This is a genomic window from Sphaerisporangium fuscum, from assembly GCF_018531465.1.
Classification (GTDB): Bacteria; Actinomycetota; Actinomycetes; order Streptosporangiales; family Streptosporangiaceae; genus Sphaerisporangium; species Sphaerisporangium fuscum.
The window spans coordinates 41,977-64,892 of record NZ_JAHDTF010000021.1; the positions used below are offsets into that span (position 1 = coordinate 41,977).

Consider the following 22,916-nt stretch of genomic DNA (forward strand, 5'->3'; position numbering starts at 1 on the left):
CGATGTAGCGATTTTTCGTACTGGCGATCACTCGCCGATGTAGTGCATGACGTGCTTCACCCGGGTGTAGTCGTGCAGGCCGAAGACCGAGAGGTCCTTGCCGTAACCCGAGTGCTTGAAGCCGCCGTGCGGCATTTCGGAGACGAACGGGATGTGGGTGTTCACCCACACCACGCCGAAGTCGAGCCGCCGCGACAGGCGCATCGCCCGCCCGTGGTCGGAGGTCCACACCGAGGCCGACAGACCGTACTTCACGTCGTTGGCCTTGGCGAGGGCGTCGGCCTCGTCGGTGAAGGTCTGCACCGTGATGACCGGGCCGAACACCTCGGTCTGGATCATCTCGTCGTCCTGACGCAGGCCGTCCACGACGGTCGGCTCGAAGAGGTAGCCCTTCTCGCCGACCCGCTTGCCGCCGGTGACGATCTTGGCGTGGCCCGGGACCCGCTCCAGGAAGCCCTCGACGCGGGCGAGCTGGTCGGCGTTGTTGAGCGGGCCGTAGTAGGCGTCCTCGACGTCGAGACCGCCCGTCTTGGTGGCCGCGGCCGCCTCGGCGAGCGCCGAGACGAACTGCTCGTGGATGCTCTCGTGGACGAGCACGCGGCAGGCGGCCGTGCAGTCCTGCCCCGCGTTGTACAGGCCCGCGCCGGCGATGCCCTCGGCCACCGCGGCGACGTCCTTGACGTCGTCGAAGACGACGACCGGCGCCTTGCCGCCCAGCTCGAGGTGCACGCGCTTGAGGTCCTCGGCCGCCGACTTGGCGACCTGGACGCCCGCGCCCACCGACCCGGTGATCGCCACCATCGACGCCGACGGGTGCCCCACGACGAGGGCGCCGGTCTCCCGGTCGCCGACGACGACGTTGAACACACCCGCCGGAAGGATCTCGCCAATGATCTCGGCCAGCTTCACCGTGGACACCGGAGTGGTGTCGGACGGCTTCAGCACCACGGTGTTGCCCGCGGCCAGCGCCGGGGCGATCTTCCACACCGCCATCATCATCGGGTAGTTCCACGGCGTGACCTGCCCGATGACGCCGATCGGCTCGTGGCGGATCACCGAGGTGTGGTCGGCGAGGAACTCCCCGGAGGTCGGCCCCTCCAGCGTGCGGGCGGCGCCCGCGAAGAACCGGAAGTGGTCGGCGGCGGGCGGGATCTCGTCCTCGGCCATCCGTGCGCGGGGCTTGCCGGTGTTGAGGCACTCGGCCTCGACGAGCTCGTCGGCCCGCGCTTCGATTGCGTCAGCGATCTTCAACAGGTAACCGGCACGCTCGCCCGGCGTCGTCTGCCCCCACGACTCGAAGGCGGCGACCGCCGCTGCGTAGGCTGCGTCCACGTCCTCCTGACCGGAGACCGGCGCCTGGAGGTAGGCCTCCCCCGTGCACGGGTCGACGACGTCGGAGAATCGGCCGCTCTTGGCGTCCGCGAGCTCACCGTTGATGAAGTTCTGCAGACGGGTGGTCAACGTTGACCTCCTCGTGAGGTGGCTGAGTTGTCGGCGACTCTGACAGAGGCGAGGCGCTACGACAAGGGATTTCGTCGCGAATATATCAAATTGCTACGAAATCGCTTGACAGGGCACGATGAGCTGACAACATGTCGCACCAGGACCGCAACGTGACCGGAACGGTCGCGTAATGAGATGGCGGTAACCCGACGGGGGCCAAGGAGGACGCACGGAGATGACGACGCCGCCCAAGGCACGACGGGACCACCACAACAACGAGGCTAAGCCGGGTCCGGTGGTGCTCGACGACATCTCCAAGCGCATCATCGAGGAACTCCAGAGCGACGGGCGCAAGCCGTACGCCGCCATCGGCAAGGCCGTCGGGCTGTCGGAGGCGGCGGTACGCCAGCGGGTGCAGCGCCTGCTGGACGCCGGGGTCATGCAGATCGTCGCCGTCACCGACCCCCTCACCCTCGGCTTCCCCCGCCAGGCCATGATCGGCATCAAGTGCGAGGGCGACCTGGAGACGGTGGCCGACAAGCTGTCGTCCATCGACGAGATCGACTACGTGGTGCTCACCGCCGGCTCCCTGGACATCATGGTCGAGGTCGTCTGCGAGGGCGACAGCCACCTGCTGGAAATTCTCGGCAAAATCCGCGCCATCCCCACCGTCCGCGCCACCGAGACCTTCGTCTACCTCAAACTGCACAAGCAGACCTACTCCTGGGGCACCCGCTGACCTCCATGGCGGTCCCCGCCGCCTCCCTCGCCCCGGTGCCGGCACCGCTCGACGGCCCCTACACGCGTTGTTCCTGCTCGCCGAGGCGGGTGGACTGGCGGTCGAGGATGTCCGCGATCTCCGCCAGGAAGGCGTCCACCTGGGCGACGGCGTAGCCCGTCCTGAAGAGGACGGTGGAGAAGGTCGCGTTCCTGACCTGGTCGGCCGTCAGCGGGTGGTCGGTGGTACCGCGTAAGGTCGCCACGACGCGGTCGAGGAAGACGTCGACCTCGTCCTCGTTGTACCCCGCGCCGAGCCGCCCGGGCCGGAACAGCACCCGCTCGACCCGCGCGGCCTGCGTCTCCAGCCAGGCCGCGTTGAGGGCCTCCACCACCTGCCGGGGATGCCGCGACACCTTGCCCTCCACCACCTCGGCGAAGCCCGGCAGCGTCGGCGCGTCGTCGTCCTCCGCCTCGGACGACTGCTCGACGGGCACCGGCGCCGCCTGCAACCGCTCGAACCCGCGGGCCTCACGCCTCTCGACCGCCGTGGACGGCGCCTGGGGCAGGGCGAGCGGATGCGCCGGGCCGGCCTCGATCGCCACCCGCGACGACTCCGCCGCGGGCGGCTCGGGAACCTGCGGTGAGGAGGCGGCGCGCCCGCGCGTCTCGATGGCCACCACGAACGCGTCGAGCGCGTAGTCGACGGCCAGCTCGTTGTAGCCGCCGAGCTTGGTGGTGAAACGTGCCATACGAATGTCGTCGGCCGTCACCGGCGATCCCTCCAGCGTTCCCCTGCCGAGGGTCGCCTCGATGCGCCGTATGAGGGCGTCGACCTGGCCGGGGTCGTAGCCGGTCCGCACGCCGAGCACGCGTGGAAAACGGTTCACGCCGATCCTCCCGGTTCACACCCCCGCCTTCATTTCCCTTCTTTACCATTCTGAGCGGATGACATGGGGAAATCCAGGTAGTTAGCGGGCCGGGCGGTAAGCTTGCGGATCTATGCGGCTCGCCAACCTCTCCTTCCGCTACGGCCGCCGTGCACCGTGGATCCTCCAGGACGTCGACCTTGACCTGCCCCCGGGCACGATCGCCGAGGTCACGGGCCGTAACGGCGCCGGTAAGTCGACATTGCTGAGATTGTTCGCCGGCACGACGCCGCCCACCCGCGGCTCCGTCGCCGACCGTCCGCCCGTCGTCGGGTACGCGCCCGAGATCTTCCCCGTCGAGCAGCCGTTCACCGTCGCCGCCTATCTCGCCCACATGGCCGCCGTGCGCGGGGTCCCGGTGACGGCGATCGACCCCTGGGTGGAGCGCCTGGGGATGGCGGCCCTTCTCGGCACGCCACTGGGCGACCTGTCCAAGGGCAGTGCCCACAAGGTCGGGCTGGCGCAGGCCCTGCTGCCCCGGCCGGGACTGCTCGTCCTCGACGAGCCGTTCTCCGGCCTCGACAAGCAGACCAACTCCGAGCTACCGCAGATCATCGGCGAGCTGGCCGCCTTGGGGGGCATCGTGGTGCTCAGCGACCACCAGAGCGGTCTGGCGGGCCGTCCCGGGCTGACCCGCCTGACCGTCGAGAACGGCTCGGTGCGCGAGTCCGTCCCGGGCGGCGCGCAGGCGGTGATCGAGGTCGTGGTCGACGCCGGGGACGCCGAGGAGGTCGCGGGCAAGCTGCGCGCGGACGGCTACCAGGCGCGGATCAAAGGAGAGGCCGGATGACGCAGACTCCCGGGGGAACGGCGGCGAGGCCGATCGTGCCGCTGGTCCGGTTCGAACTGAGCGGGTACGTCAGGGCCCACCGTGTCGTCCAGCCGTTCGTGGGCCTGCTCGGCATCATGATCGTCCTGTACTCGACCCGGGTGAACCCGGGACAGGAGCTGTCGTCGTACGCCGACTCCGCCGTGCTGCTGGTCCCCGTCTTCGCCTGGGCCGCCCGCGGCCTGCTCGACACCCAGCCGGACGTACAGCGGCTGATCTCCATCACGACGGCCGGGAACCCGCGGCGCGAGGTGGTGAGCGGGCTCCTCGCCGCCGCCGTCGTCAACGCGGCCTTCGCCCTTCTGGCCCTGCTCGTGCCGCTCGGCATCGGCTTCGCCGCGTTCCCGGGGCCGGCGGCGCTCGCCGGCGGCCTCGCACTGCAGGTGCTCGCCGTTCTCACCGGGACGGCCCTCGGCGCGCTCACCAGCCGGCCGATCATCCCTGACCCGGCGACCTCGGCGCTGACCCTCCTCGGTGGGTACGCCGCCGTGCTGCTGGTCAGCCTCGCGCCGGTCCCCTGGCTCACGGTGCCGCTGATCGGCTGGATGCGGGCCGCCAACGGTCCGCGGTTCCTCACCGGTTCGCTGCCCGGCCTCGCCGCGGCCACGGTGTTCTGGTCGGCCCTGGCGCTGCACGCGTACGTCCGCCTGCGCCGTACGCGACCCTGAGGCGTCTCGCCATTCGATACGAACCTTCTCGCGATCCGGACGACCCGCTAGGGTCGTGGCGTTCACCCGAGCGAGGAGGCAGGTAGGCATGCCGGTGTCACGCGCCGTCTACACCCACGGCCATCACGAGTCCGTGGTCCGTTCGCACGCCTGGCGTACGGCGGCCAACTCCGCGGCGTACCTTCTGCCGCACCTCCGTCCCGGCATGTCGCTGCTGGACGTCGGCTGCGGCCCCGGCACCATCACCGCCGACCTCGCCGAGGTGGTCGCCCCCGGGCAGGTCACCGCGTTCGACACCGCCGAGGCGGTGGTGACCCAGGCCCAAGACGCGGCCGCCGCCCGGGGCCTGACCGGAGTCACCTTCGAGGTGGCGGACGTCTACGACCTGCCGTACGCCGACGGGTCCTTCGACGTGGTCCACGCCCACCAGGTGCTCCAGCACGTCGCCGACCCGGTGGGCGCTCTGGCCGCCATGCGGCGGGTGTGCGAGCCCGGCGGCCTGGTGGCGGCCCGCGACTCCGACTACGCCGGGTTCGCCTGGTATCCGCAGGTGCCCGCGCTGGACGACTGGCTGGCGCTCTACCGGCGCGTCGCGCGCGCCAACGGCGGCGAACCCGACGCCGGGCGCCGCCTGCGGTCGTGGGCACGGTCGGCCGGATTCACCGAGATCACGGCCGGCGCGTCGGTCTGGTGCTTCGCCGACCCCGCCGACCGGCAGTGGTGGAGCGGCATGTGGGCCGACCGGATCACCACCTCGGCCATCGCGGAACAGGCCGTCTCGTACGGCTACGCCACTCGCGGCGAACTGGAACGGATGCGTGAGGGATGGCGTGAGTGGGGAGCGGCCGAGGACGGCTGGTTCACCGTCCTCCATGGCGAAATCTTGTGCCGTGCCTGATTTTCCGTCCATTTACCGCGACTTTTGATGGCTCGGTAATTCCGGCGGCGCGGAACACCTCCGCCGCCGGTTCGCCCGGCGGCCTCTCGCACTCCCCTACCTGCGAGATCCTCGCGCACATCCGTACCGGCAAGCGCCTATATAGACGCATAAAACCGGCACCCGACGGCCGCCCGGGGCACGGATTCCCCTACCACCCCGCCGGGCGGTCCATTAAATTCGGGGAAAGAGTGAATCGGATTTCCCCGAAGCAGGAGTGCCCGTGGAGAATTCGGACGGCCGGGTCCTGATCATCGTCTTCATCGCGACGATCCTGTTCGTCGCGGGGCGGAACTTCCAGCGCACCGTGGACACGTGGGCGGGGTGGGGCAAGGCGGTGAAGGCCGTGGCCGAGGCGGCGGAGAAGGTTCCCGGCGCCAAGTCCGCGGCCTGGGCGGCGGTCCGGCGGATGATCTTCATCGGCGCGGGAACCCTGCTCCTGCTGGCGCTGATCGCCAACGCCTTCCGTTACATCTGACGTCCGCCTCTATGCCTCCGGCGTGGCGGCGGCCAGCTGGCCGCAGGCGCCGTCGATCTCGCGGCCCCGGGTGTCGCGGACGGTGACGGCCACGCCGTGCGACTCCAGCCGCCGTACGAACGCGCGCTCGTCCTCGGGGCGCGACGCCGTCCACTTCGAGCCGGGAGTCGGGTTGAGCGGGATCAGGTTGACGTGGACGAGCTTGCTCTTGAGCAGCCGGCCGAGGAGGTCGGCGCGCCACTCGTGGTCGTTGATGTCCTTGATCAGGGCGTACTCGATCGAGACGCGGCGCTTGGTCGTGGCCGCGTAGTTCCAGGCGGCGTCCAGCACCTCGCGGACCTTCCAGCGGGTGTTGACCGGCACCAGCGTGTCGCGCAGCTCGTCGTCGGGGGCGTGCAGCGACACCGCCAGCGTCACCGGTAGCCCCTCGTTCGCCAGCTTCTCGATCGCGGGGACCAGGCCGACCGTGGAGACGGTGACGCCGCGGGCGGAGATGCCGAGCCCTTCGGGAGCCGGGTCGGTGATGCGGCGGACGGCGCCGAGGACGGCCTTGTAGTTGGCCAGGGGCTCGCCCATGCCCATGAAGACGATGTTGCTGACCCGGCCCGGCCCGCCGGGGACCTCGTCACGGGCGAGCGCGCGGGCACCGGCGACCACCTGCTCGACGATCTCGGCCGTCGACATGTTGCGGGTCAGGCCGGCCTGCCCCGTGGCGCAGAACGGGCAGTTCATGCCGCAGCCCGCCTGGGATGACACGCACATGGTGACGCGATCGGGATAGCGCATGAGCACCGACTCGACCAGCGCCCCGTCGAACAGCCGCCAGAGCGTCTTCCGCGTCATGCCGCCGTCGCAGGTGATCTCACGCACGGAGGTCAGCAGGTCGGGCATGAGGTGCTTCACCAGCTGGTCGCGCGACGCGGCCGGCAGGTCGGTCATGGCCTGCGGATCGGTGGTCAGCCGCTCGAAGTAGTGCCGCGAGAGCTGCTCGGCGCGGAAGGGCTTCTCCCCCAGCTCGGCGACGGCCGTACGGCGCTCGGCCATCGACAGGTCGGCCAGATGGCGGGACGGCTTCGCACGTCGGGGGGCGACAAAGGTTAGCTCGGCGGACATGTCCTTCTCTTAACGGTTTGCCGGAAGCTGCACGGGACAGCCATTCCATGTGATCTATTGCGATCCTCGGCCGATGGGGGAGAGGTCCACCGGAAAGGCGGATGAGCGTTGGGCACCACCGATGTCGTCCTCACCGACACCAGCCCCTACGGGAGCCGGGCGGTGACCGTCGAATCCGACGGGGTGTCCTCGGTAGCTTACCTGCGCGACGCCAGAGGCGGGATCCACGGGGCCGTCTGGCTGGCCAACCACGGACCCGCACCTTCCTTCGTGGACCCGGGCGGCATCGGCGACGGCCGGCCCTTCGTCATGCCCGCATCGAACACCCGTCTCCCCGGGGGCACCCCGCCGTTCGCGCCCGGCGAGCTTTCGGTGCTGTGGTTCGAGGAGGGCGACGGCGCCGCCCTCTTCGTCAACGGCGAGCTGCTGGCCGTCATTCCGGGCTGGTCCGATCTCGAACGCGGCATGCCCGGCTACGCCAGGGACGCCGTCGGCGAGTCGCCGTACGCCTGGTCGCTGGAGGAGGCGCTCGAAGGGCTGGCGCCGCGGATCACCAAGGCGCGCTCCTACTGGGAATGGCGCGACGGTGACGGGGCCTGGCCCTCGTTCCAGCAGTTCGTGATGAGCCACCTCGACGCGAGGGTGGGCCCCGCCGCCCGGTACTGGGACATCGGCGGCGAGCGGCTGCCGACGGTGGGCATCACCGAACGGCCGCGCGACGGGTACACGATGCTGTCGACGGTGGGAATGAGCTGCCAGCGGATGCCGGCCGTCGAACAGTACGTCGACCGGCCCGACGCCTACGCGCGGATCGAACTGGCGATCGCCACCCGGGGCGAGCCGGCCGGGGCCGCCCAGCTGTTCCTCTGGCTCGCCCGCTACCCCTGGCATTCGATCACCTGGCTGGGGCACGGGCACACCGCCCGCTGGTACCGCGAACCGGCCTCGTTCCCGCTCGGCGGGACCTACCACGGCGTGCTGATGCTCGAAACGGTCCCGGGGCTGCCCGATCTGTCGGGCTTCGCCTTCGGCGGGGACGAGGTCCGGTGGCTGTGGCTGCTCCCGCTCACCGAGCAGGAGCTCCAGATCGCCGCCGAGCACGGCCACGAGGCGCTGCGCCTGACGGGCCGCATCCCCTGAAGATCGCTCAGTTGGGGACGAAGACGGCCAGGAGCAGCCAGACGGGCACCAGAGTCGCGAGCAGGGAGTCGAGCCGGTCCATCAGCCCACCGTGACCAGGGAGAAGATTCCCCATGTCCTTGATGCCGAGGTCGCGCTTGATGACCGACTCGACCAGATCGCCCAGGGTCGCGCACATGGCCGCCACGGCACCGACGATGGCGCCCTGCCAGTACTGCCCCTCCAGCATGAAGCGGACCATGAGCGAACCGCACACCACGCACGCCACGACCGACCCGGCGAAACCCTCCCAGGTCTTCTTCGGGCTGATGATCGACATCTTGTGCTTGCCGAAGAGGATTCCCGCGAAATAGCCGCCGATGTCGCTGGAGACCGTGACGGCGATGAAGATGATGACCCGGTCAGGGCCGTCAGGCTTGGCGAGCATCAGCGGGAGGAAGGCCGCTATCAGCGCCGGGTACACCGATATCAGGACACTGGCGGAGGCGTCGCGCACGTACCCGTCCTGGCCCTGGAACATGCGCCAGGTGAGCACCGTCAGGACCGTCAGGGCGAAGGCGCCCAGCAGCCAGATCGGACCGCCCCAGTACGCGCCGGCGAGCATGCCCGCGAGGCCGGCCAGCAGGGGACGCACGGGCACCTGGACGTCGCGCACGGCGACCGCCCGGCCCATCTCGACCACCCCGATGCCGACGGCGGCCAGGATCACGGCGAGGAAGAGCTCCTTGACGGTGTAGAGCGAGCCGATCACGACGGCGCCGAGCGCCACGCCCACGCCGATCGCCGCGGGAAGGTTGCGCCCGGTACGGATGCCCCCCGGCTTGCCGCCACCACCGTGCCCGCCGGCATCGTTCAACCCCTGCGCACCGTTGAGGCTCTCGGCGCCGTTACGACCCTTGGCGTCCTCGGGACGCGCGTCAGCCCCCCGGCCTCCGGCCGGCCCGGTCTCGTCCGCCGCCGTACCTTCCACAGTGTTCCCACTCTCGTACCTTCACCACGCTCGGCGGCCCGCTGCGCCAGTACCGCCGGGGGGCGGGGAGGGAACGCGGTGGGCCCGGACGCGGCAAGGGCGCTCCCACCCGCGGCCAACACCGGAGTGGAAGCGCCCCAACCTGACCTGCGACTGCTACCGCGCTCAGACTTCGAGCAGCTCGGATTCCTTGTGCTTCAGCAGCTCGTCGATCTTCGCGACGTGCTTCTGGGTGAGGTCGTCGAGCTCCTTCTCGGCGCGGCGGACCTCGTCCTCACCGGCCTCGCCGTCCTTGACGAGCTTGTCGAGGGTTTCCTTGGCGTGGCGGCGGATGTTGCGCACCGAGACCTTGCTGCTCTCGGCCTTGTTCTTGGCGACCTTGACGTACTCCTTGCGGCGCTCCTCGGAGAGCTCCGGGAACACCACGCGGATCACGGCACCGTCGTTGCCGGGGTTCACCCCGAGGTCGCTGTCCCGGATCGCCTTCTCGATGGCGCTCAGCGAACCCTTGTCGTAAGGCTGGATGATCACCATGCGGGCCTCGGGGACGTGGAACGAGGCCAGCTGCTGCACCGGGGTCGGTGATCCGTAGTAGTCAACATTGATCTTGTTGAACATGGACGGGCTCACCCTGCCGGTGCGGATCGCCGCGAAGTCCTCCTTGGCGACGGCGACCGCCTTGTCCATCTTCTCCTCGGCTTCGAAGAGGGTTTCCTCGATCACAGCGGCTCCCTATTTCCCTGCCGGACTCACCAGCGTGCCGATCTTTTCACCGCGGACCGCCCGCAGAATGTTGCCCTCACCCATCAGGTCGAAGACCACGATGGGCAGGCCGTTGTCCATGCAAAGGCTGATCGCCGTGGCGTCCATGACCCCGAGCCCTCGCGTGAGGACCTCGCTGTACTCGAGCTGGTCGAAGCGGACGGCGTCGGGGTTCTTCCGCGGGTCGGAATCGTAGACCCCGTCGACCTGGGTGCCCTTGAGCAGCGCCTCCGCGCCGACCTCCAGCGCGCGCTGGGCGGCGCAGGTGTCGGTGGAGAAGAACGGCGAGCCGAGCCCGGCGCCGAAGATCACCACGCGGCCCTTCTCGAGGTGGCGGATGGCCCGGCGGGGCAGGAACGGCTCGGCCACCTGCTGCATGGTGATGGCCGTCTGCACGCGCGTCTCGACACCGCGCTTCTCGAGGAAGTCCTGCAGCGCGAGGCAGTTGATCACCGTGCCCAGCATGCCCATGTAGTCGGCCCGCGCGCGGTCCATGCCGCGCTCGGACATCGCGGCGCCGCGGAACATGTTGCCGCCGCCGACGACGACGGCGACCTGCACCCCCTCGCGCACGGCCTCGGCGATCGAGTCGGCGAGCTTGGCGACCACCCCGGGATCGATGCCCAGCGGCTCGGCGCCCGCGAACGCCTCACCGGACAGCTTCAGCATGACCCGCTTCCAGCGAAGCGGCCAGTTGTACGACGAAGCCGCCGACGTAGCGGGTTGTTGGTTCTCCTGCACGACGGCGGCCTCCTCGGTGATGGTTTCGAAGCTGGTCGGATCCCTCTTGGGGCTAAGCCTATGCCTGACCGACCTTGTAGCGGGCGAAGCCCAGGACCTTGACGCCCGCCTCGTCCGCGTACTTCGCGATGGTCTTCTTGTTGTCCTTGACGAAGGCCTGCTCAAGGAGAGTGAAGTCCTTGTACCAGCCGTTGATGCGCCCGTCGACGATCTTGCCGATGGCGGCCTCGGGCTTGCCCTCCTCGCGGGTCATCTGCTCGAAGACCGTGCGCTCCTTCTCGATCACGTCCGCCGGGACCGAGTTGGGGTTGAGGTACTTGGGGGCCATCGCGGCGGTGTGCTGGGCGATGTCCTTGGCGACCTCGGCGTTCGGGGTGTCGAGCTGGACGAGCACGCCCACCGCCGGCGGGAGCTGCGGGTCGGTCTTGTGCATGTAGGAGGTGATGTAGCCACCCTCCAGCACGACGAACCGACGGACCTCGATCTTCTCGCCGAGCGCGGCGTTGGCCTCGTCGAGGTGCTCCTTGACGGTCTTGCCGTCGAACTCCGACTCGAGGAGGCTCGGCACGTCGGCCGGGCGGGTGGCGAGGATGTGCTCGACGACCTTGGCCGCCAGCTCCTGGAAACGCTCACCCTTGGCGACGAAGTCGGTCTCGCAGTTGAGCTCGAGCAGGGCGGCGAGGGAGTCGCCCTCGTGCTTGACGGCGATCAGACCGTTGGAGGCGGTGCGCGCCTCGCGCTTGCCGACGTCCTTGGCGCCCTTGACGCGCAGGATGTCGACGGCCTTCTCGAAGTCGCCCTCCGCCTCCTCCAGGGCCTTCTTGCAGTCCATCATGCCGGCGGCGGTCAGCTCACGAAGCCGCTTGACGTCGGCCATGTTCACGGAAGCCATTGTCTTTTCCTCGTCGAGTCGTCGTGGATCGGGTGGGTGTGCCCTGGTCGAGGCACACCCACCCGGAAAGAGCCTTGCATGCCGCACGGCTGCCCATGCGGCCTGACGCGGGCCTCAGGCCTGCTCGGCGCCCTCGCCGGCCTCGCCGGTCTCGGGGGCGGCCTGCTCGGCCGGCGCCTCAGCGGCCGGTGCCTCGGCGGCGGGCGCCTCAGCGGCCGGTGCCTCGGCGGCGGGGGCCTCGGCGGGCTCCTCCTCGGAGCGGGCGAGCAGCTCGCGCTCCCACTCGGCGAGCGGCTCGGCGGCGGCGGCGCCGGCCGGCTTGTCGTCACCGCGGGTGGCGCCTGCGCGCGCCATCAGACCGTCCGCGACGGCGTCGGCGATCACCCGGGTGAGCAGGCTGACGGCGCGGATCGCGTCGTCGTTGCCCGGGATCGGGTAGTCGACCTCGTCGGGGTCGCAGTTGGTGTCGAGGATCGCGACGACCGGGATGTTCAGCTTGCGGGCCTCGCTGATCCCGATGTGCTCCTTCTTGGTGTCGACGACCCAGACCGCGCTCGGGACGCGGGCCATGTCGCGGATACCGCCGAGGGTGCGCTCCAGCTTGTCCTTCTCGCGGCGGCGCATCAGGAGCTCCTTCTTGGTGAGCCCGGAGCCCGCGACGTTGTCGAAGTCGAGCTCCTCGAGCTCCTTCAGGCGCTGCAGCCGCTTGTGGACGGTGGAGAAGTTGGTGAGCATGCCACCCAGCCAGCGCTGGTTGACGTACGGCATGCCGACCCGCGCGGCCTGCTCGGCGATGGCCTCCTGGGCCTGCTTCTTGGTGCCGATGAACAGGATGGTGCCGCCGTGCGCGACCGTCTCCTTGACGAAGTCGTAGGCGCGGTCGATGTAGGACAGCGACTTCTGCAGGTCGATGATGTAGATGCCGTTGCGCTCGGTGAGGATGAAGCGCTTCATCTTCGGGTTCCAGCGACGGGTCTGGTGCCCGAAGTGAACACCGCTCTCGAGCATCTGTCGCATGGTGACGACGGGGGCCATGAGTATGGTCCTCCTGGGTAGAGCGCCGTGAAGGCGCATGCCTCGGTTGCCTGCGGGGACCTGCGGTCCCCGCCCTGACGCCCTGACTCGTCCCATCCGGATCAAGACCCGGACCGAGAGGACGATTCGCCTGTGGGCGTGCGAAGTCGGCCCGCCTGGCGAGCCACCAAAAAGTGTACCCGGAACGCGGCCGCCCCCGCCCCACCCGGCCAAGCCTTCCCGCTCCCGGCAAAGCCCCGATCGCCCCGCTCCCCGGACCCCCCACCCACAAGAACACGGAGCTCCCGAACACCCCCCCAGCCACCCCGCCCTCCGAACACCCCCGAACCCCCAGCCACTCCGCCCCCCGCAGCCCCTCCCGCCCGCCACCCCCTGCCCCGAGTACCTCGAGCCCCCCGCTCCCCGGAGCCCCTCGTACCCGCCACACCTCGAGCCCCCCGCTCCCCGGAGCCCCTCGTGCCCGAGAACGCCCAAACACCCGAACGCCTGCCGCCCACGCCGCCCACCGGGCGCCCCCGCTCCCCGGAAGCCCTCACATGCCTAAGAACGTGCAAACACCCGAGCCCCTGCACACGCCACGCCCGGGGCCGCCTCCGCTCCCAGGTAGCCCTCAAGCCCGAGGACGCCGGAACACCCGAACACCCCACGCACCCGCCACATCCGGGCCGCCCCCGCTCTCAGAAGCCCTCATCGCGGGGCCCTGCACCCACCCGAACACCCCACACCCATCGCACCCCAAGGCGCCGCCATCCCCGCTAAGCCCTCATGCCCGAGAACACCCAAACACCCCACGCACCCGCCACATCCAGGGCCGCCCCCGCTCCCAGAAGCCCTCATCGCGAGAACCTGCACACACCCGAATGCCCCGCACGCGCCGCACCCCAAGGCGCCGCCATCCCCGTAAGCCCTCATCGCGAGGATGCGGACACGGCTGCACGAGCCGCGCCTGAGGCGCCTCGCTCCCGAAAGCCCCTCATCTGCGAGAACGCCGAAACAGCTATGCGAGCCCCCCTTGGGACGCCTCCGTTCCTCGGAAACCCTCATCCGGGGGAACACGGAGACAGCCGAGCCCCTGCTGCACATGCCGCGCGTGGAACGTCCCTGCGTCCGCCGTCCACCCGATCCGCACCCGCTACATCAAGCTGATGGCAGCCCTCTTCCCACCCAGCGGCCGCCGACCGCCAGTTCGTGCCGCGACTCGGCCGTGCTGGTCAGCGACGGTGGCCGGGCCGTGTCGCACATCTCCCCTGGGATCCGCGGCGCAGCGATCTCCTGGCAGGTGACATGCGTGGCGGCTCGGCCTTCGTCGCCCGTGTCGGCGCCTCCGGGTTCACCACCTCGGCGGATGCTCTCCGCGACGCGGTGGTGGTGACGACCAGTACGGTCGTACGCCGTCGATGACCCCGGGCGCGCGCACGTACGTCAGCCGTCCGAACTGGCTGTCCATCTCGTCCAGCAGATCCGACATGTCAGGCTCGCCGATCTCCCCACCAGCGATCCGGCCCAGCTCGTCCAGCCAGAGCGCGGTGCGGGCGAAGCACGCCTGGACGTGCCACGACCCTCCTTCACGCTCCCGCCTGATCAACCCCGCGACCGCCCCCAGCGCCGCGAACCAGCCCGTCGCGTGGTCCAGCAGCTGCGCGGGCAGCGGGACCGGGCGGGTCCCGTCGCCGCCCTCGTGGGCGATGCCGGCGGCCATCTGCACCAGGCTGTCGAACCCGCGCCTTCCCGCCCAGGGGCCGCGGTGGCCGTACGCGGAGATGTCGACGCAGACGATGCCGGGCCTTATGGCGGCGAGGTCGGCCGGCCCGAAGCCCAGCCGGTCCAGCGCCCCCGGCCGGTACGCCTGGACGATCACATCGGCGCCCGCCACCAGCTCCCTGAACGCCGCCGCGCCCTCCCGCGTCCGCAGGTCAAGCTCGCAAGAGCGCTTCCCGAAGGCCGTACTCACCACCAACCCGGGCACTTCCGGCAGGTGAGCGGCCCCCACTCGCAGCACATCCGCCCCAAAGGAGGCCATCGCCCGGGTCGCGACCGGCCCCGAGATCACACGGCTGAGATCAAGAACACGAATCCCTTCCAACGGACGCCCCCTCAGCCGCCCAGCCGCCCCTCCCCCGGACGAGCCGGCGTCTGTGCGGTGGGTGGCTGGTGCCGGGCTGTTCGCGCCGGAATGGGCGGCCGGAGGTTGGGAATTCTGATGGTCGAGGCGGCTGAAAGCGATCAGAGGAAGCTCCGCGACCGCACGGCCCTGCGGGTGCTCATGCCACTCCGCCCGGCTTCGCATGGCGGCGGCGCACCCTCCGGCGTCCGTCACCGCCTGCTCGATGTCCGGCGCTGTACGGCCGGCGCAGGCGTTGATGACGTCCTCTTTGCCGGCGTCGGACGGCAGCTCGAGCGCCCGGAGCACCGCCTCCCGATGATGATCGAAGTTGCAGTGCAAACGCACCCAGCCGCCACCGGCCGTCCGGTAGTCACCGGACAAGGGCGCCCATCCGACGACGACCTCTCCGTCGATCTGGAAATAGCGCTCGTCCCGGAACGCGGCCGCCGCCTCACGGACATCGACAGTGATCGTCGGTGCTTGCCCCCTCGCCCTCGGCCCGACGCTCCCAGTGACCCCGGCGGAGCCATCCCGCCCAGCCTCCACAGCAGCGTCCTCACCCCCGCTCGGCCACACTCCGCTGCTGGCAAGAAGTGCTGACCCGACCGCGGCTCCATCCGCGGTACCCGCCCCTGACAGAGCCGAGGCGCCACCGCCCTCAGCTCCTCCGGCCGGTGCCGACCCGACCGCTAGGCGGATGACACCCCCGCGCCCCGCGCTCCCCTCATCACCCGGTGACGCACCATCCCCCAGCTCCGCCACATCGCCCAGTAAGGCACCATGCCCCAAACCACGCTCTGCCACATCAACCGGCGACGCACCATCCCCCAAGCCGCGCTCCGTTGCAGCGCCCCGTGAAGCACCATCCCCCAAGCCGCGCTCTGTCGCAGCGCCCCGTGAAGCACCATCCCCCAAGCCGCGCTCTGCCACATCGACCGGCCGGCCACCGTCCACCCTCCGCCCCACTTCGGGCGATTCATGCTCCATCGGGGCAAGGCTCGTGACTACGGGACCGGAGGTCGCCTCACCGGTTCGCATGCGTCCCAGGAGAGCCACGGCGGCGGTCATCGCCCCCACGGCCGCGGCGGCCGCCGTACCGACCTTGAAGACCGACGGGAGTACCGGATCTTGTCCCGTCACCTCGACAGGCGGAAGGTCGAGACCGACCTCCGCCCCAAGTGCACGAACGATCTTCTCGACCACAAAGCACCTTCCTTTCGACCGCCGCTCCCCACAGGCATTCACCTTCGCCGGAGCACACCCCTGGCTCCTGGCCGCGACCCCTCGCAATTACGGGCCCGCACTGACTCCTGACGGGCCCCTCCCAACTACAGCCAACCGCCGAACCGCCCTCTGTCCGAGAGCCCCCTCACGACTCGGCCGACCGCCACACTGCACCCCCGACCACACCCCCGCCACAACCAGCCGACCACCGAACCACCCCCTGACCGAGAACCCCCTTCCGACTACGGGCACCTGCCAAGCTGACCCCTGACCACGCCCCCGTCACGATCGCAGGCGACTACCGAACCACCCTGACTGAGAACCTCCACACGACTCGGGCGACCGTCACACTGCCCCCGACCACACCCCCGCCACGATCGCAGGCAACCACCGAACCACCCCCTGACCGAGAATCCCTTTGCGGCTGGAAGCCATCACCCAATTGACTGCTGAGGGGGATGCCCTTCCCAGCTCCGAGCGACCACCGAACCGACCCCTGTCTTGCGGTCTCCTCCCGATTGCGGATGATCGTCGGAAACTCTTGCTTCGGTGGCAGAGGAGCGGCCCGAGCAGTTATGCACAGAACGCCGCTCGGCCCTCCGAGCCCCGGCTTCTGAAGGCAAGTTTCCTCCCATGCGTGCCTTTGCCATCCGCTTGCCGGCGGTGTTTCTCATCACTCTCGCCATCACCTATGCGGCCCCTCCCCCTCTGGGAGCCGCCGGGACCTTCCCACCACTCCGATCGGCGGCTTCTACGACGCCTCTGTCCCTCGCATCGACCACTCCACCGGCGACATCCCCCCAAGAGACCGGCCCGGCGGGTCCTTCGGCGACATCTCCTCAAGAGACCGACCCGGTGGGAGCCCTGCCACCCCGATCCATCACCCCACAGCCGACAAGCCCCACCCAATCGACCACCGCCCCAACAGTCCTGCGACCCCGCTCGATGCCCCTGTCACCGGCCGGGCCCGCGCAATGGACCGCCGTCCTAACGGGTTTGCCACCCGGATCGCTCACCGCACCACCGCGAATCGCCAGCTCACCACCGCCCCTGACCCCGCCCTCACCACTGGCCGAAACCACGACCTCGCCATCGCCTCGAACGGCGACCGGGCCACCGTCGCAAACCACGAGCTCGTCACCGGCCTCCTCCATCGGGCCGATGCTCCCTTTCTCACCCCGAGCGATCACTCCACCGCACGCCCTTCCGCTCCAGGGCACGGCATCGCCATCGGCACCGATCCCCCCGTCGACCACCTCGTCCCTCGTCTCCAGCCCGCCGCCCCTCCATCTGGTCACCGCTTCCCCCGCCCCAGGGCCGATGCCGCCAGGGACAACGGCGCTTCGTTGGCGCCTGCCAATCGGCGGGCCCCTGAGAATCCTGCGCGCCTTCTCTCCTCCCTCCCAGCCATGGCTTCCGGGACACCGAGGCGTCGATCTCGCGGCTGCGGGCGGAGACGTCGTCAGGGCCGCCGGGGCAGGGGTGGTGGGGTACGCCGGGCCACTGGCCGGTCGGGGCGTGGTGATGATCGTCCACGCCGAAGGGTTACGCACCACCTACCTGCCCGTTCATCCCGTCGTGCGGCGCGGGCAGGTGGTCCGGCTCGGCGAGGTCATCGGTTCCCTCGAGGAGTCCACAGGCCACTGCCGTGTACCTTGCCTCCACTGGGGTCTGATCAAGCAAGGCAACTACCTCGACGCACTTCTCCTCATCGGCCTGGGACAGGTACGCCTCCTGCCACACTGGCCCACTGCCCCCTTCACACCTCCCTGACCGATCCGCGGCTAGCGGGGCCCTCAGGACCACAGCGGACAGGAGTGGCCGAGGTTGGGAGAGCCAAGGCAGAAGGAAAAGACAGGACGGCAGGACCACGGCAGCCGACGCTGGTCGGACCTCAGGAGGACGGCAGCAGAAGGGAGCAGGGCCATGGTGGGCGGGGATGCTGGAGTGGCCGGATCACACGGGGCTGATTAGTGATAGGTGTTACTGAAGCGCTTCGGCCTTGCGGATCACCCTCGTATGCCCTGCGTCCCTCTTCCGTACCGGAGCCCCGAAAGGCGTGGAGAGCCTTTTTGATCTCTCACCGCTCCTGGACATCGGTTCGCGTCGTCGATCAGGGCGGCGCCGAGCACGAAGTCAAGGCAGTCGGAGGATGCACGTACGTGCTCCACCACACCGACGCAGCCCTGCAGAGGGTCCCGAGCATTCGGATCGAGAGCGAGCCGACCAGCGATGATGCCCACACGTCATCGCAGGACCCGTCACCGACAATCGGCAGGATGTGGCGCGCCATAGCCGCTATGCCGGCAAGGACGCCAGGCAGACCCGCCCAGCACACCTGCGCCTCCACCCACCTAGACGAGTAAGTCCTAAGTCCGGTCAGTGGTCGTAGGCGATCAGTGACCGGGTAATGGGCTGGCTGGTGGCGCGGTTGTGCCAGATCGCGGCGGTCAATGCCAGGATCCGTTGGGCGATGCGGGCGGCGACGCCCAGCGGGCTGCGTCCGCCGTGCAGTTCCAGGTCGAGTTGGCCTTTGAGGGTGTCGTTGACCGACTCGATGAGCTGGCGGATGGGTTTGCGGTGCTGTTCGCCGGGGCGGGGTGTGCGGTTGCGGTAGGACGGGCGTAGCAGCTGCACCCCGCGTTCGGCCAGGTAGGCGTCCAGTTCCGCCGAGACGTACCCCTTGTCGGCGACGATCAGCAGGCCGGGGCGTTCGGCGAGCAGGTGCGGGTCGTGGTCGAGTACGGCCATCAGGACCTGACATTCGTCGACCTTCGGGGCGGCCAGGGCCCAGGTGATCGGCAGGCCGGCCGGGGTGCAGATCAGGTGCAGGCGCAGGCCCCAGAAGTAGCGGGAGTGGAAGCGGCAGTAGCCGTAGCCGGCCCAGCCTGCAAGGTCAGAGCGCTGTGCGGTGGGGCGGGAGCTGCCGCATTCGACCGGGGTGGAGTCGATCACCCAGATGGTGTCGGTCCAGAGGTCGGTGTCGCGGGCCAGGGCGCGGATGGCGCGTTTCAGGAGCGGGAGTGCGGCACGCAGGCGCTTGTTGTAGCCGGATTGGCCGGGCAGGTAGGGGAAGGCACCGGGCAGGTGATTGGGCAGGAAGCACAGCCATCGGGCTTCGGAGCGGATGCCGAGCAGGGCCTGGGCGATGGCCAGGGTGAGCAACTCGGCGTCGGTGAGCTTGGGCGGGCGTCCGATCCGGGTCGGACGCCCCAGCCAGTCATCGATCTTGACGTGCAGGGCGGTGAGAAGGGTGTTGATGTCTGTCGTCACAAACGGATCATCGACACCCTTCACCCTTCCCCACAGCCCGCCTCAAAGCGACTTAGGACTTACTCGGATCAGTTGTCGGCGGTAAGACCTTCGGCGATCTTGGTCAGCTCGCGGTCGACGGCCTTGGCGTTGGTGAATCTCTTCGCGTACGTGGGGCTGAACATGATCTCGGCCCGCCGCTGCTCCCCCATGTTCAGGATGAGCGTGGGGGTGCCCTTCATGCCGTCCTCGCCGACGTCTGCGATGACCGAATAGCCGGTCCGGTCGCCGACGGTCACCTCTTCGCCCTCCCCCTCGTCGCGGTACCCCTGCACACGGTCGTCGACCTCCTGGACGGCCTTACCCTCGTACACGAAGATCTGCACGCAGTAGAAGCCGTGCTTGTCGCCATCGAAGTTCCACGAGGTCGAGTAGCTGTCGCCGTAGTCCACCGACCAGTGGCCCCACTGCAGGCCCTCGGGCAGGTAACCCACCTTGACGTGCTTGAGCGTCTTCCCGTCGCCCAGGTCCCCGAGGCTGGGAGGGGGGGACGGCACGGGCGGGATGTCGTCGATGGCGGGCGGCCCCTGCGTCTCGGAGACGGCTGGCGTCTCCGACACAGCGGGCGTCTGCATGGCGCCCGGGGCCACCGTCAGGTAAAGGGAGCCTGCCGCGAGGACGGCCGCCGACGTGGCCAGGGCTGCGACCCCGCCCCGCCTCCTCTTCCGCCGGGTTGACCGGACGACCCGGTCCACCAGGTCGGGCGCGGCGTACAGCCTCGCGGTCTCGTCCGCCATGACCTGGCGGAGGCGTTCCTCAAGCGTGGGCATTGCCGATCACTCCTTCCACGGATGCCTCGCCGAGCGCTGCACGCAGCTTGGCCATCGCCTTGAACGTCTGACTTTTCACCGTGCCGACCGTGCAGCCGAGCATCTCCGCGGTCTGTGCCTCGCTGAGGTCCTCCCAGTACCGCAGGACGACCACCGCGCGCTGCCGGGGAGGTAGGCCACGCAGCGCGTCCATGAGCAGGTGGCGCAGATCGACGTCGGTCGAGCGCGCCGCCCTCTCCGGCAGGATGCGCATCGGGATGATGCTCAGGATCGCCCGGCGGCGGGCCCGGCTGATGGCGGTGTTGATGATGACGCGGCGCACATAGGGCTCGGGGCTGTCGTACCGCACCCTGTCCCAGTTTCTGTAGGTACGCTCCAGCGCCGTCTGCAGTAGGTCCTCCGCCTCCGCCTCGTTCCCGCAGGCTAGATAGGCGACCCGCAGCAGCGTCGTGGCCCTTGCGGCCACGAATGCGCCGAAGTCGTGCTTCGCGCCGCTCACGTCTGTCTGTCCCGTTTCACGCCTCCTAATACGCCTTGGATCCTCCAGCGGTTGCCCGAGTGCCGCAGGCAACCTTGTGAGGCGCCCAGGCGTATTGGGGGACGTCACTTCGGACCTCTGGAGGAAACACATGAAGCTCGCGACAGCACCGGTCCGGCCGCTGATCGCCGTCGGCACCGGCCTGGCCGCCGTGGGCACCGCCGCCCTGCTGGGCCTGCCGAGCGTCGTGAAGGCGCCGGAGACGCGGCTCGCGGCCGCCGCGTCGGCTCCGCCTGAAGGCGCCTACTGGCATACGAGGGTGCTGACCCAGCGCACCGGTCCCCGCCAAATGGGCAGCGGCGCGAATCGCTACTGGGTGGTGGAGCAGGAGCTCAGTGAGGAATGGACCGCGCCCGACGGCAAGGCCTGGTTCGGATACCGGAAGGCTGGGGCGCACCCGAAGAGCGCGACGGACCGGAAGGCGTGGCGCCGCGACGGCTCGCCGGCCAAGTGGACCCGCACGGCCGACGGCCAGGTCGTGAAGCTGTCGACCGAGCCGGACAAGGGCCACGTCGGGCCCGTACGCGGCAACGACGACCAGTTCTTTCTGGCCGGGCAGAAGTTGACGTACGAGGAGGTCCAGCGGCTGCCCGCGGACCCGACCGCGTTGAAGTCCTGGCTCTCCGAGGCCGCGCGAGTCTCACGGGTCAAGCAGAACAACGTGGACCAGTACATCACCGGGGCGCTGCCGGGCATGCTCAACCAGCTTCCGGCGCCCAAGAACGTCCGCGCCGCGGCCTACCAGCTCTTGCTGACGATGCCCAGTGTCCGTTCGCAGGGAGAGACCAAGGACAGCATGGGCAGAGCCGGCGCGGCCCTGTCGATCGACCACCCGAAGGCCGTTCAGGACAACGGACTGACGATCAAGGAGAAGACCGACCTAGTCGTGGACACCGGCACGATGCTTCTGCTGTCCCAGAGCCAGACGACCGCGATCAGCGGCAAGCTGTCCCTCAACGAGACGAGCACCCAGATCGTGCTCGAGGCCGGCTGGACCAACACCGCGCCGGCCGTGCCCGCCCTGCCGTAGCGGCGCCCGCGGGTGAACTTGTCACCCGCGCTCTTTCGCCAAGCGCGGGGCCGGCCCGTCGGAAGCCGGTCCGACCTGGCGCCGGCCGCGATCGCCCGCAGTGCCAACGACCTGCGCGCCCGTGCGGAGGCGGAGTTCTCCGGTTCCGAGCTGCGCCGCTCGGTCGAGGAGACGTTCGCCTGGCTGCGCACCCGGCTCGCCGGGGTCCTCGCGGACGCGTGGTCACAGGGCGAGCTGGACACCTCGCTCGACCCGGCGGGCGCGGGGGGCTGCTTCGGCGCCGGGTTCGTCGCGGGGTACGTTTCGGGCTCGGCCTGGCCGGCAGCACCGCCCTCGGCACGTCACCGGCCACGATGACGCCACCGCGCCGTCCCTCGCCCAGATCGCCCGAGCGCGCGCACCTCCAGCTCGGCGCGGAGCTGGAGGACGAGCACGATGCGCGGGGTGTGGTACTTGGGGGCGGCCTTGCCGCCGCGGGTGCGGCAGGCGCTTCCGGCGGCCACCGCCCATCACCCGGTCACTGATCGCCTACGACCACTGACCGGACTTAGGACTTACTCGTCTAGTGAGGACAATCGCCGCAAGCAGGGTCACGTCAAGCGGTCACAGCAACGGCAACGCTGACTGTCAGCTCAGAGCGAGCCGCCGAAAGAGACGGTCTGAAGATCTGTGGGTGAGGTGGTGATCGTCCGCCAGTCGAGGGGTGGGGTCACCGTGGGCAGCGACAGCGCGTTCAGCGCGGCTTTCCGACCTGGGCGTTGTCAGTCATGTTGACCTGGTTCTTAATGGGTTTCGGGTGACCAGCTAGAGCACTGTGAGCGCGGCCTGCTCGGTGGAGAAGTGTCCGCGGTGGCGGTGGCGGTGGCTTGGCGGAACCCGGCGTTCAAGCTCTCGATCGCACTGTGTGGATGGCCTTGCGAATCTCGGAACTCCTTTAGGGCGTCGCAGCCGGCGACGCACACATCTGGACACCGGTGTTGCGTAGTTAGGCCAACAGGGCCACCCAGGGCCTGTCGCCTTCGCCGTCGCCCCCAAGCCATCTGTCCAGCACCTCACAGTCACGTGGTCGTTGCGACGGTGGCGACTTTGGGATGGGTGGCTCCTTGCCGCCGCGGCTACCGTGATGACACCCCCTGCCGGAGTGCCGTGATCGTGCGCGCCTCAACGCGCTCCCCCAGCGCGGGAACTACCGCTACCCCAGCCGTAGAAGCCAAGGCCGTAGAACCCATAACGGCAACAGGAGCCCTGACCGGGTGTCCTAATCGTGCGCGCCTAAAGCGCATG

22 protein-coding genes are annotated in these 22,916 nt (G+C 69.5%); 9 read left to right on the forward strand and 13 right to left on the reverse strand.

Annotated elements, in window-relative coordinates:
* Window positions 1-27: 27 nt before the first annotated feature.
* Window positions 28-1,461, reverse strand: coding sequence for an aminobutyraldehyde dehydrogenase (locus KIK05_RS25750; protein ID WP_214413413.1), 1,434 nt, complete (start codon window positions 1,459-1,461; stop codon window positions 28-30).
* A 217-nt stretch (window positions 1,462-1,678) separates the two neighbouring features.
* On the opposite strand from KIK05_RS25750, the gene KIK05_RS25755 reads away from it, so the two are divergent.
* The gene (locus KIK05_RS25755; RefSeq protein ID WP_214413414.1) at window positions 1,679-2,182 is read left to right on the forward strand and encodes an Lrp/AsnC family transcriptional regulator; all 504 of its coding nucleotides are present in this window, start codon (window positions 1,679-1,681) and stop codon (window positions 2,180-2,182) included.
* A gap of 58 nt (window positions 2,183-2,240) precedes the next feature.
* Here KIK05_RS25755 and KIK05_RS25760 read toward each other — a convergent pair whose 3' ends face one another.
* The gene (locus KIK05_RS25760; RefSeq protein ID WP_214413415.1) at window positions 2,241-3,050 is read right to left on the reverse strand and encodes a DivIVA domain-containing protein; all 810 of its coding nucleotides are present in this window, start codon (window positions 3,048-3,050) and stop codon (window positions 2,241-2,243) included.
* A gap of 112 nt (window positions 3,051-3,162) precedes the next feature.
* Between KIK05_RS25760 and KIK05_RS25765 the strand changes: the two genes are divergently transcribed.
* From KIK05_RS25765 to KIK05_RS25780, 4 genes are all read left to right on the forward strand, one after another.
* Window positions 3,163-3,879 carry an ABC transporter ATP-binding protein gene (locus tag KIK05_RS25765; protein WP_214413416.1) on the forward strand — a complete coding sequence of 239 codons (717 nt, stop codon included), beginning with the start codon at window positions 3,163-3,165 and terminating at the stop codon, window positions 3,877-3,879.
* Window positions 3,876-4,586 (forward strand): hypothetical protein, encoded by a 711-nt coding sequence (locus tag KIK05_RS25770; RefSeq protein ID WP_214413417.1) that lies wholly within the window; start codon window positions 3,876-3,878, stop codon window positions 4,584-4,586. The genes KIK05_RS25765 and KIK05_RS25770 overlap by 4 nt, the downstream gene beginning before the upstream one ends.
* Window positions 4,587-4,674: 88 nt before the next feature.
* Window positions 4,675-5,484 (forward strand): methyltransferase domain-containing protein, encoded by an 810-nt coding sequence (locus KIK05_RS25775; protein ID WP_214413418.1) that lies wholly within the window; start codon window positions 4,675-4,677, stop codon window positions 5,482-5,484.
* A gap of 262 nt (window positions 5,485-5,746) precedes the next feature.
* A complete protein-coding gene (locus KIK05_RS25780; protein WP_214413419.1) occupies window positions 5,747-6,001 on the forward strand; it encodes a hypothetical protein in 255 nt (84 codons plus the stop codon).
* A gap of 9 nt (window positions 6,002-6,010) precedes the next feature.
* Here KIK05_RS25780 and rlmN read toward each other — a convergent pair whose 3' ends face one another.
* Window positions 6,011-7,114 (reverse strand): dual-specificity RNA methyltransferase RlmN, encoded by a 1,104-nt coding sequence (rlmN, locus tag KIK05_RS25785; protein ID WP_214413420.1) that lies wholly within the window; start codon window positions 7,112-7,114, stop codon window positions 6,011-6,013.
* Window positions 7,115-7,222: 108 nt separating this feature from the next.
* Between rlmN and KIK05_RS25790 the strand changes: the two genes are divergently transcribed.
* Entirely contained in the window at window positions 7,223-8,254 is a 1,032-nt protein-coding gene (locus KIK05_RS25790) for a suppressor of fused domain protein (protein WP_214413421.1), read from the forward strand.
* 7 nt (window positions 8,255-8,261) lie between these two features.
* On the opposite strand, the gene KIK05_RS25795 is transcribed toward KIK05_RS25790, so the two are convergent.
* The 6 genes from KIK05_RS25795 to KIK05_RS49020 form a co-directional block, all read right to left on the reverse strand.
* Window positions 8,262-9,224, reverse strand: a complete 963-nt coding sequence (locus KIK05_RS25795; protein WP_308250113.1) for a phosphatidate cytidylyltransferase — start codon at window positions 9,222-9,224, stop codon at window positions 8,262-8,264.
* A 165-nt stretch (window positions 9,225-9,389) separates the two neighbouring features.
* Window positions 9,390-9,947: a ribosome recycling factor gene (gene frr / locus KIK05_RS25800; protein WP_214413422.1), complete on the reverse strand. Its 558-nt coding sequence runs from the start codon at window positions 9,945-9,947 to the stop codon at window positions 9,390-9,392.
* Between the two features lie 9 nt (window positions 9,948-9,956).
* Complete coding sequence (pyrH, locus tag KIK05_RS25805; RefSeq protein WP_214413423.1) at window positions 9,957-10,727, reverse strand: UMP kinase; 771 nt, start codon at window positions 10,725-10,727, stop codon at window positions 9,957-9,959.
* 58 nt (window positions 10,728-10,785) lie between these two features.
* The gene (gene tsf / locus KIK05_RS25810) at window positions 10,786-11,619 is read right to left on the reverse strand and encodes a translation elongation factor Ts (protein WP_214413424.1); all 834 of its coding nucleotides are present in this window, start codon (window positions 11,617-11,619) and stop codon (window positions 10,786-10,788) included.
* A gap of 114 nt (window positions 11,620-11,733) precedes the next feature.
* Window positions 11,734-12,654, reverse strand: a complete 921-nt coding sequence (gene rpsB / locus KIK05_RS25815; protein ID WP_214413425.1) for a 30S ribosomal protein S2 — start codon at window positions 12,652-12,654, stop codon at window positions 11,734-11,736.
* A gap of 1,330 nt (window positions 12,655-13,984) precedes the next feature.
* Window positions 13,985-15,826, reverse strand: a complete 1,842-nt coding sequence (locus KIK05_RS49020) for a CoA transferase (RefSeq protein ID WP_308250127.1) — start codon at window positions 15,824-15,826, stop codon at window positions 13,985-13,987.
* Window positions 15,827-17,302: 1,476 nt separating this feature from the next.
* Here KIK05_RS49020 and KIK05_RS25825 point away from each other — a divergent pair.
* On the forward strand, window positions 17,303-17,755 hold the full coding sequence (locus KIK05_RS25825; protein ID WP_214413426.1) for a murein hydrolase activator EnvC family protein: 453 nt from the start codon (window positions 17,303-17,305) through the stop codon (window positions 17,753-17,755).
* A 606-nt stretch (window positions 17,756-18,361) separates the two neighbouring features.
* Here KIK05_RS25825 and KIK05_RS25830 read toward each other — a convergent pair.
* The 3 genes from KIK05_RS25830 to KIK05_RS25840 form a co-directional block, all read right to left on the reverse strand.
* The gene (locus KIK05_RS25830; RefSeq protein ID WP_214413427.1) at window positions 18,362-19,255 is read right to left on the reverse strand and encodes an IS982 family transposase; all 894 of its coding nucleotides are present in this window, start codon (window positions 19,253-19,255) and stop codon (window positions 18,362-18,364) included.
* A gap of 68 nt (window positions 19,256-19,323) precedes the next feature.
* A complete protein-coding gene (locus tag KIK05_RS25835; protein ID WP_214413428.1) occupies window positions 19,324-20,064 on the reverse strand; it encodes a hypothetical protein in 741 nt (246 codons plus the stop codon).
* Entirely contained in the window at window positions 20,051-20,563 is a 513-nt protein-coding gene (locus KIK05_RS25840) for a SigE family RNA polymerase sigma factor (protein ID WP_308250114.1), read from the reverse strand. The genes KIK05_RS25835 and KIK05_RS25840 overlap by 14 nt, the downstream gene beginning before the upstream one ends.
* Before the next feature lie 130 nt (window positions 20,564-20,693).
* Here KIK05_RS25840 and KIK05_RS25845 point away from each other — a divergent pair, with 130 nt between their 5' ends.
* Complete coding sequence (locus KIK05_RS25845) at window positions 20,694-21,632, forward strand: hypothetical protein (RefSeq protein WP_214413430.1); 939 nt, start codon at window positions 20,694-20,696, stop codon at window positions 21,630-21,632.
* Between the two features lie 12 nt (window positions 21,633-21,644).
* Window positions 21,645-21,989, forward strand: coding sequence for a hypothetical protein (locus KIK05_RS25850; RefSeq protein ID WP_214413431.1), 345 nt, complete (start codon window positions 21,645-21,647; stop codon window positions 21,987-21,989).
* Here the strand turns inward: KIK05_RS25850 and KIK05_RS25855 are convergent.
* Window positions 21,974-22,135, reverse strand: coding sequence for a zinc finger domain-containing protein (locus tag KIK05_RS25855; protein ID WP_214413432.1), 162 nt, complete (start codon window positions 22,133-22,135; stop codon window positions 21,974-21,976). The two genes, KIK05_RS25850 and KIK05_RS25855, sit on opposite strands and share 16 nt — an antisense overlap.
* Window positions 22,136-22,916: the final 781 nt, after the last annotated feature.

Coding starts and splice junctions, on each gene's coding strand:
- KIK05_RS25755 (WP_214413414.1), top strand. CDS start 1,679: ATGACGACGCCGCCCAAGGCACGACGGGACCACCACAACAACGAGGCT.
- KIK05_RS25765 (WP_214413416.1), top strand. CDS start 3,163: ATGCGGCTCGCCAACCTCTCCTTCCGCTACGGCCGCCGTGCACCGTGG.
- KIK05_RS25770 (WP_214413417.1), top strand. CDS start 3,876: ATGACGCAGACTCCCGGGGGAACGGCGGCGAGGCCGATCGTGCCGCTG.
- KIK05_RS25775 (WP_214413418.1), top strand. CDS start 4,675: ATGCCGGTGTCACGCGCCGTCTACACCCACGGCCATCACGAGTCCGTG.
- rlmN (WP_214413420.1), bottom strand. CDS start 7,114: ATGTCCGCCGAGCTAACCTTTGTCGCCCCCCGACGTGCGAAGCCGTCC.
- tsf (WP_214413424.1), bottom strand. CDS start 11,619: ATGGCTTCCGTGAACATGGCCGACGTCAAGCGGCTTCGTGAGCTGACC.
- rpsB (WP_214413425.1), bottom strand. CDS start 12,654: ATGGCCCCCGTCGTCACCATGCGACAGATGCTCGAGAGCGGTGTTCAC.
- KIK05_RS49020 (WP_308250127.1), bottom strand. CDS start 15,826: ATGACCGCCGCCGTGGCTCTCCTGGGACGCATGCGAACCGGTGAGGCG.
- KIK05_RS25825 (WP_214413426.1), top strand. CDS start 17,303: ATGCCGCCAGGGACAACGGCGCTTCGTTGGCGCCTGCCAATCGGCGGG.
- KIK05_RS25835 (WP_214413428.1), bottom strand. CDS start 20,064: ATGCCCACGCTTGAGGAACGCCTCCGCCAGGTCATGGCGGACGAGACC.
- KIK05_RS25845 (WP_214413430.1), top strand. CDS start 20,694: ATGAAGCTCGCGACAGCACCGGTCCGGCCGCTGATCGCCGTCGGCACC.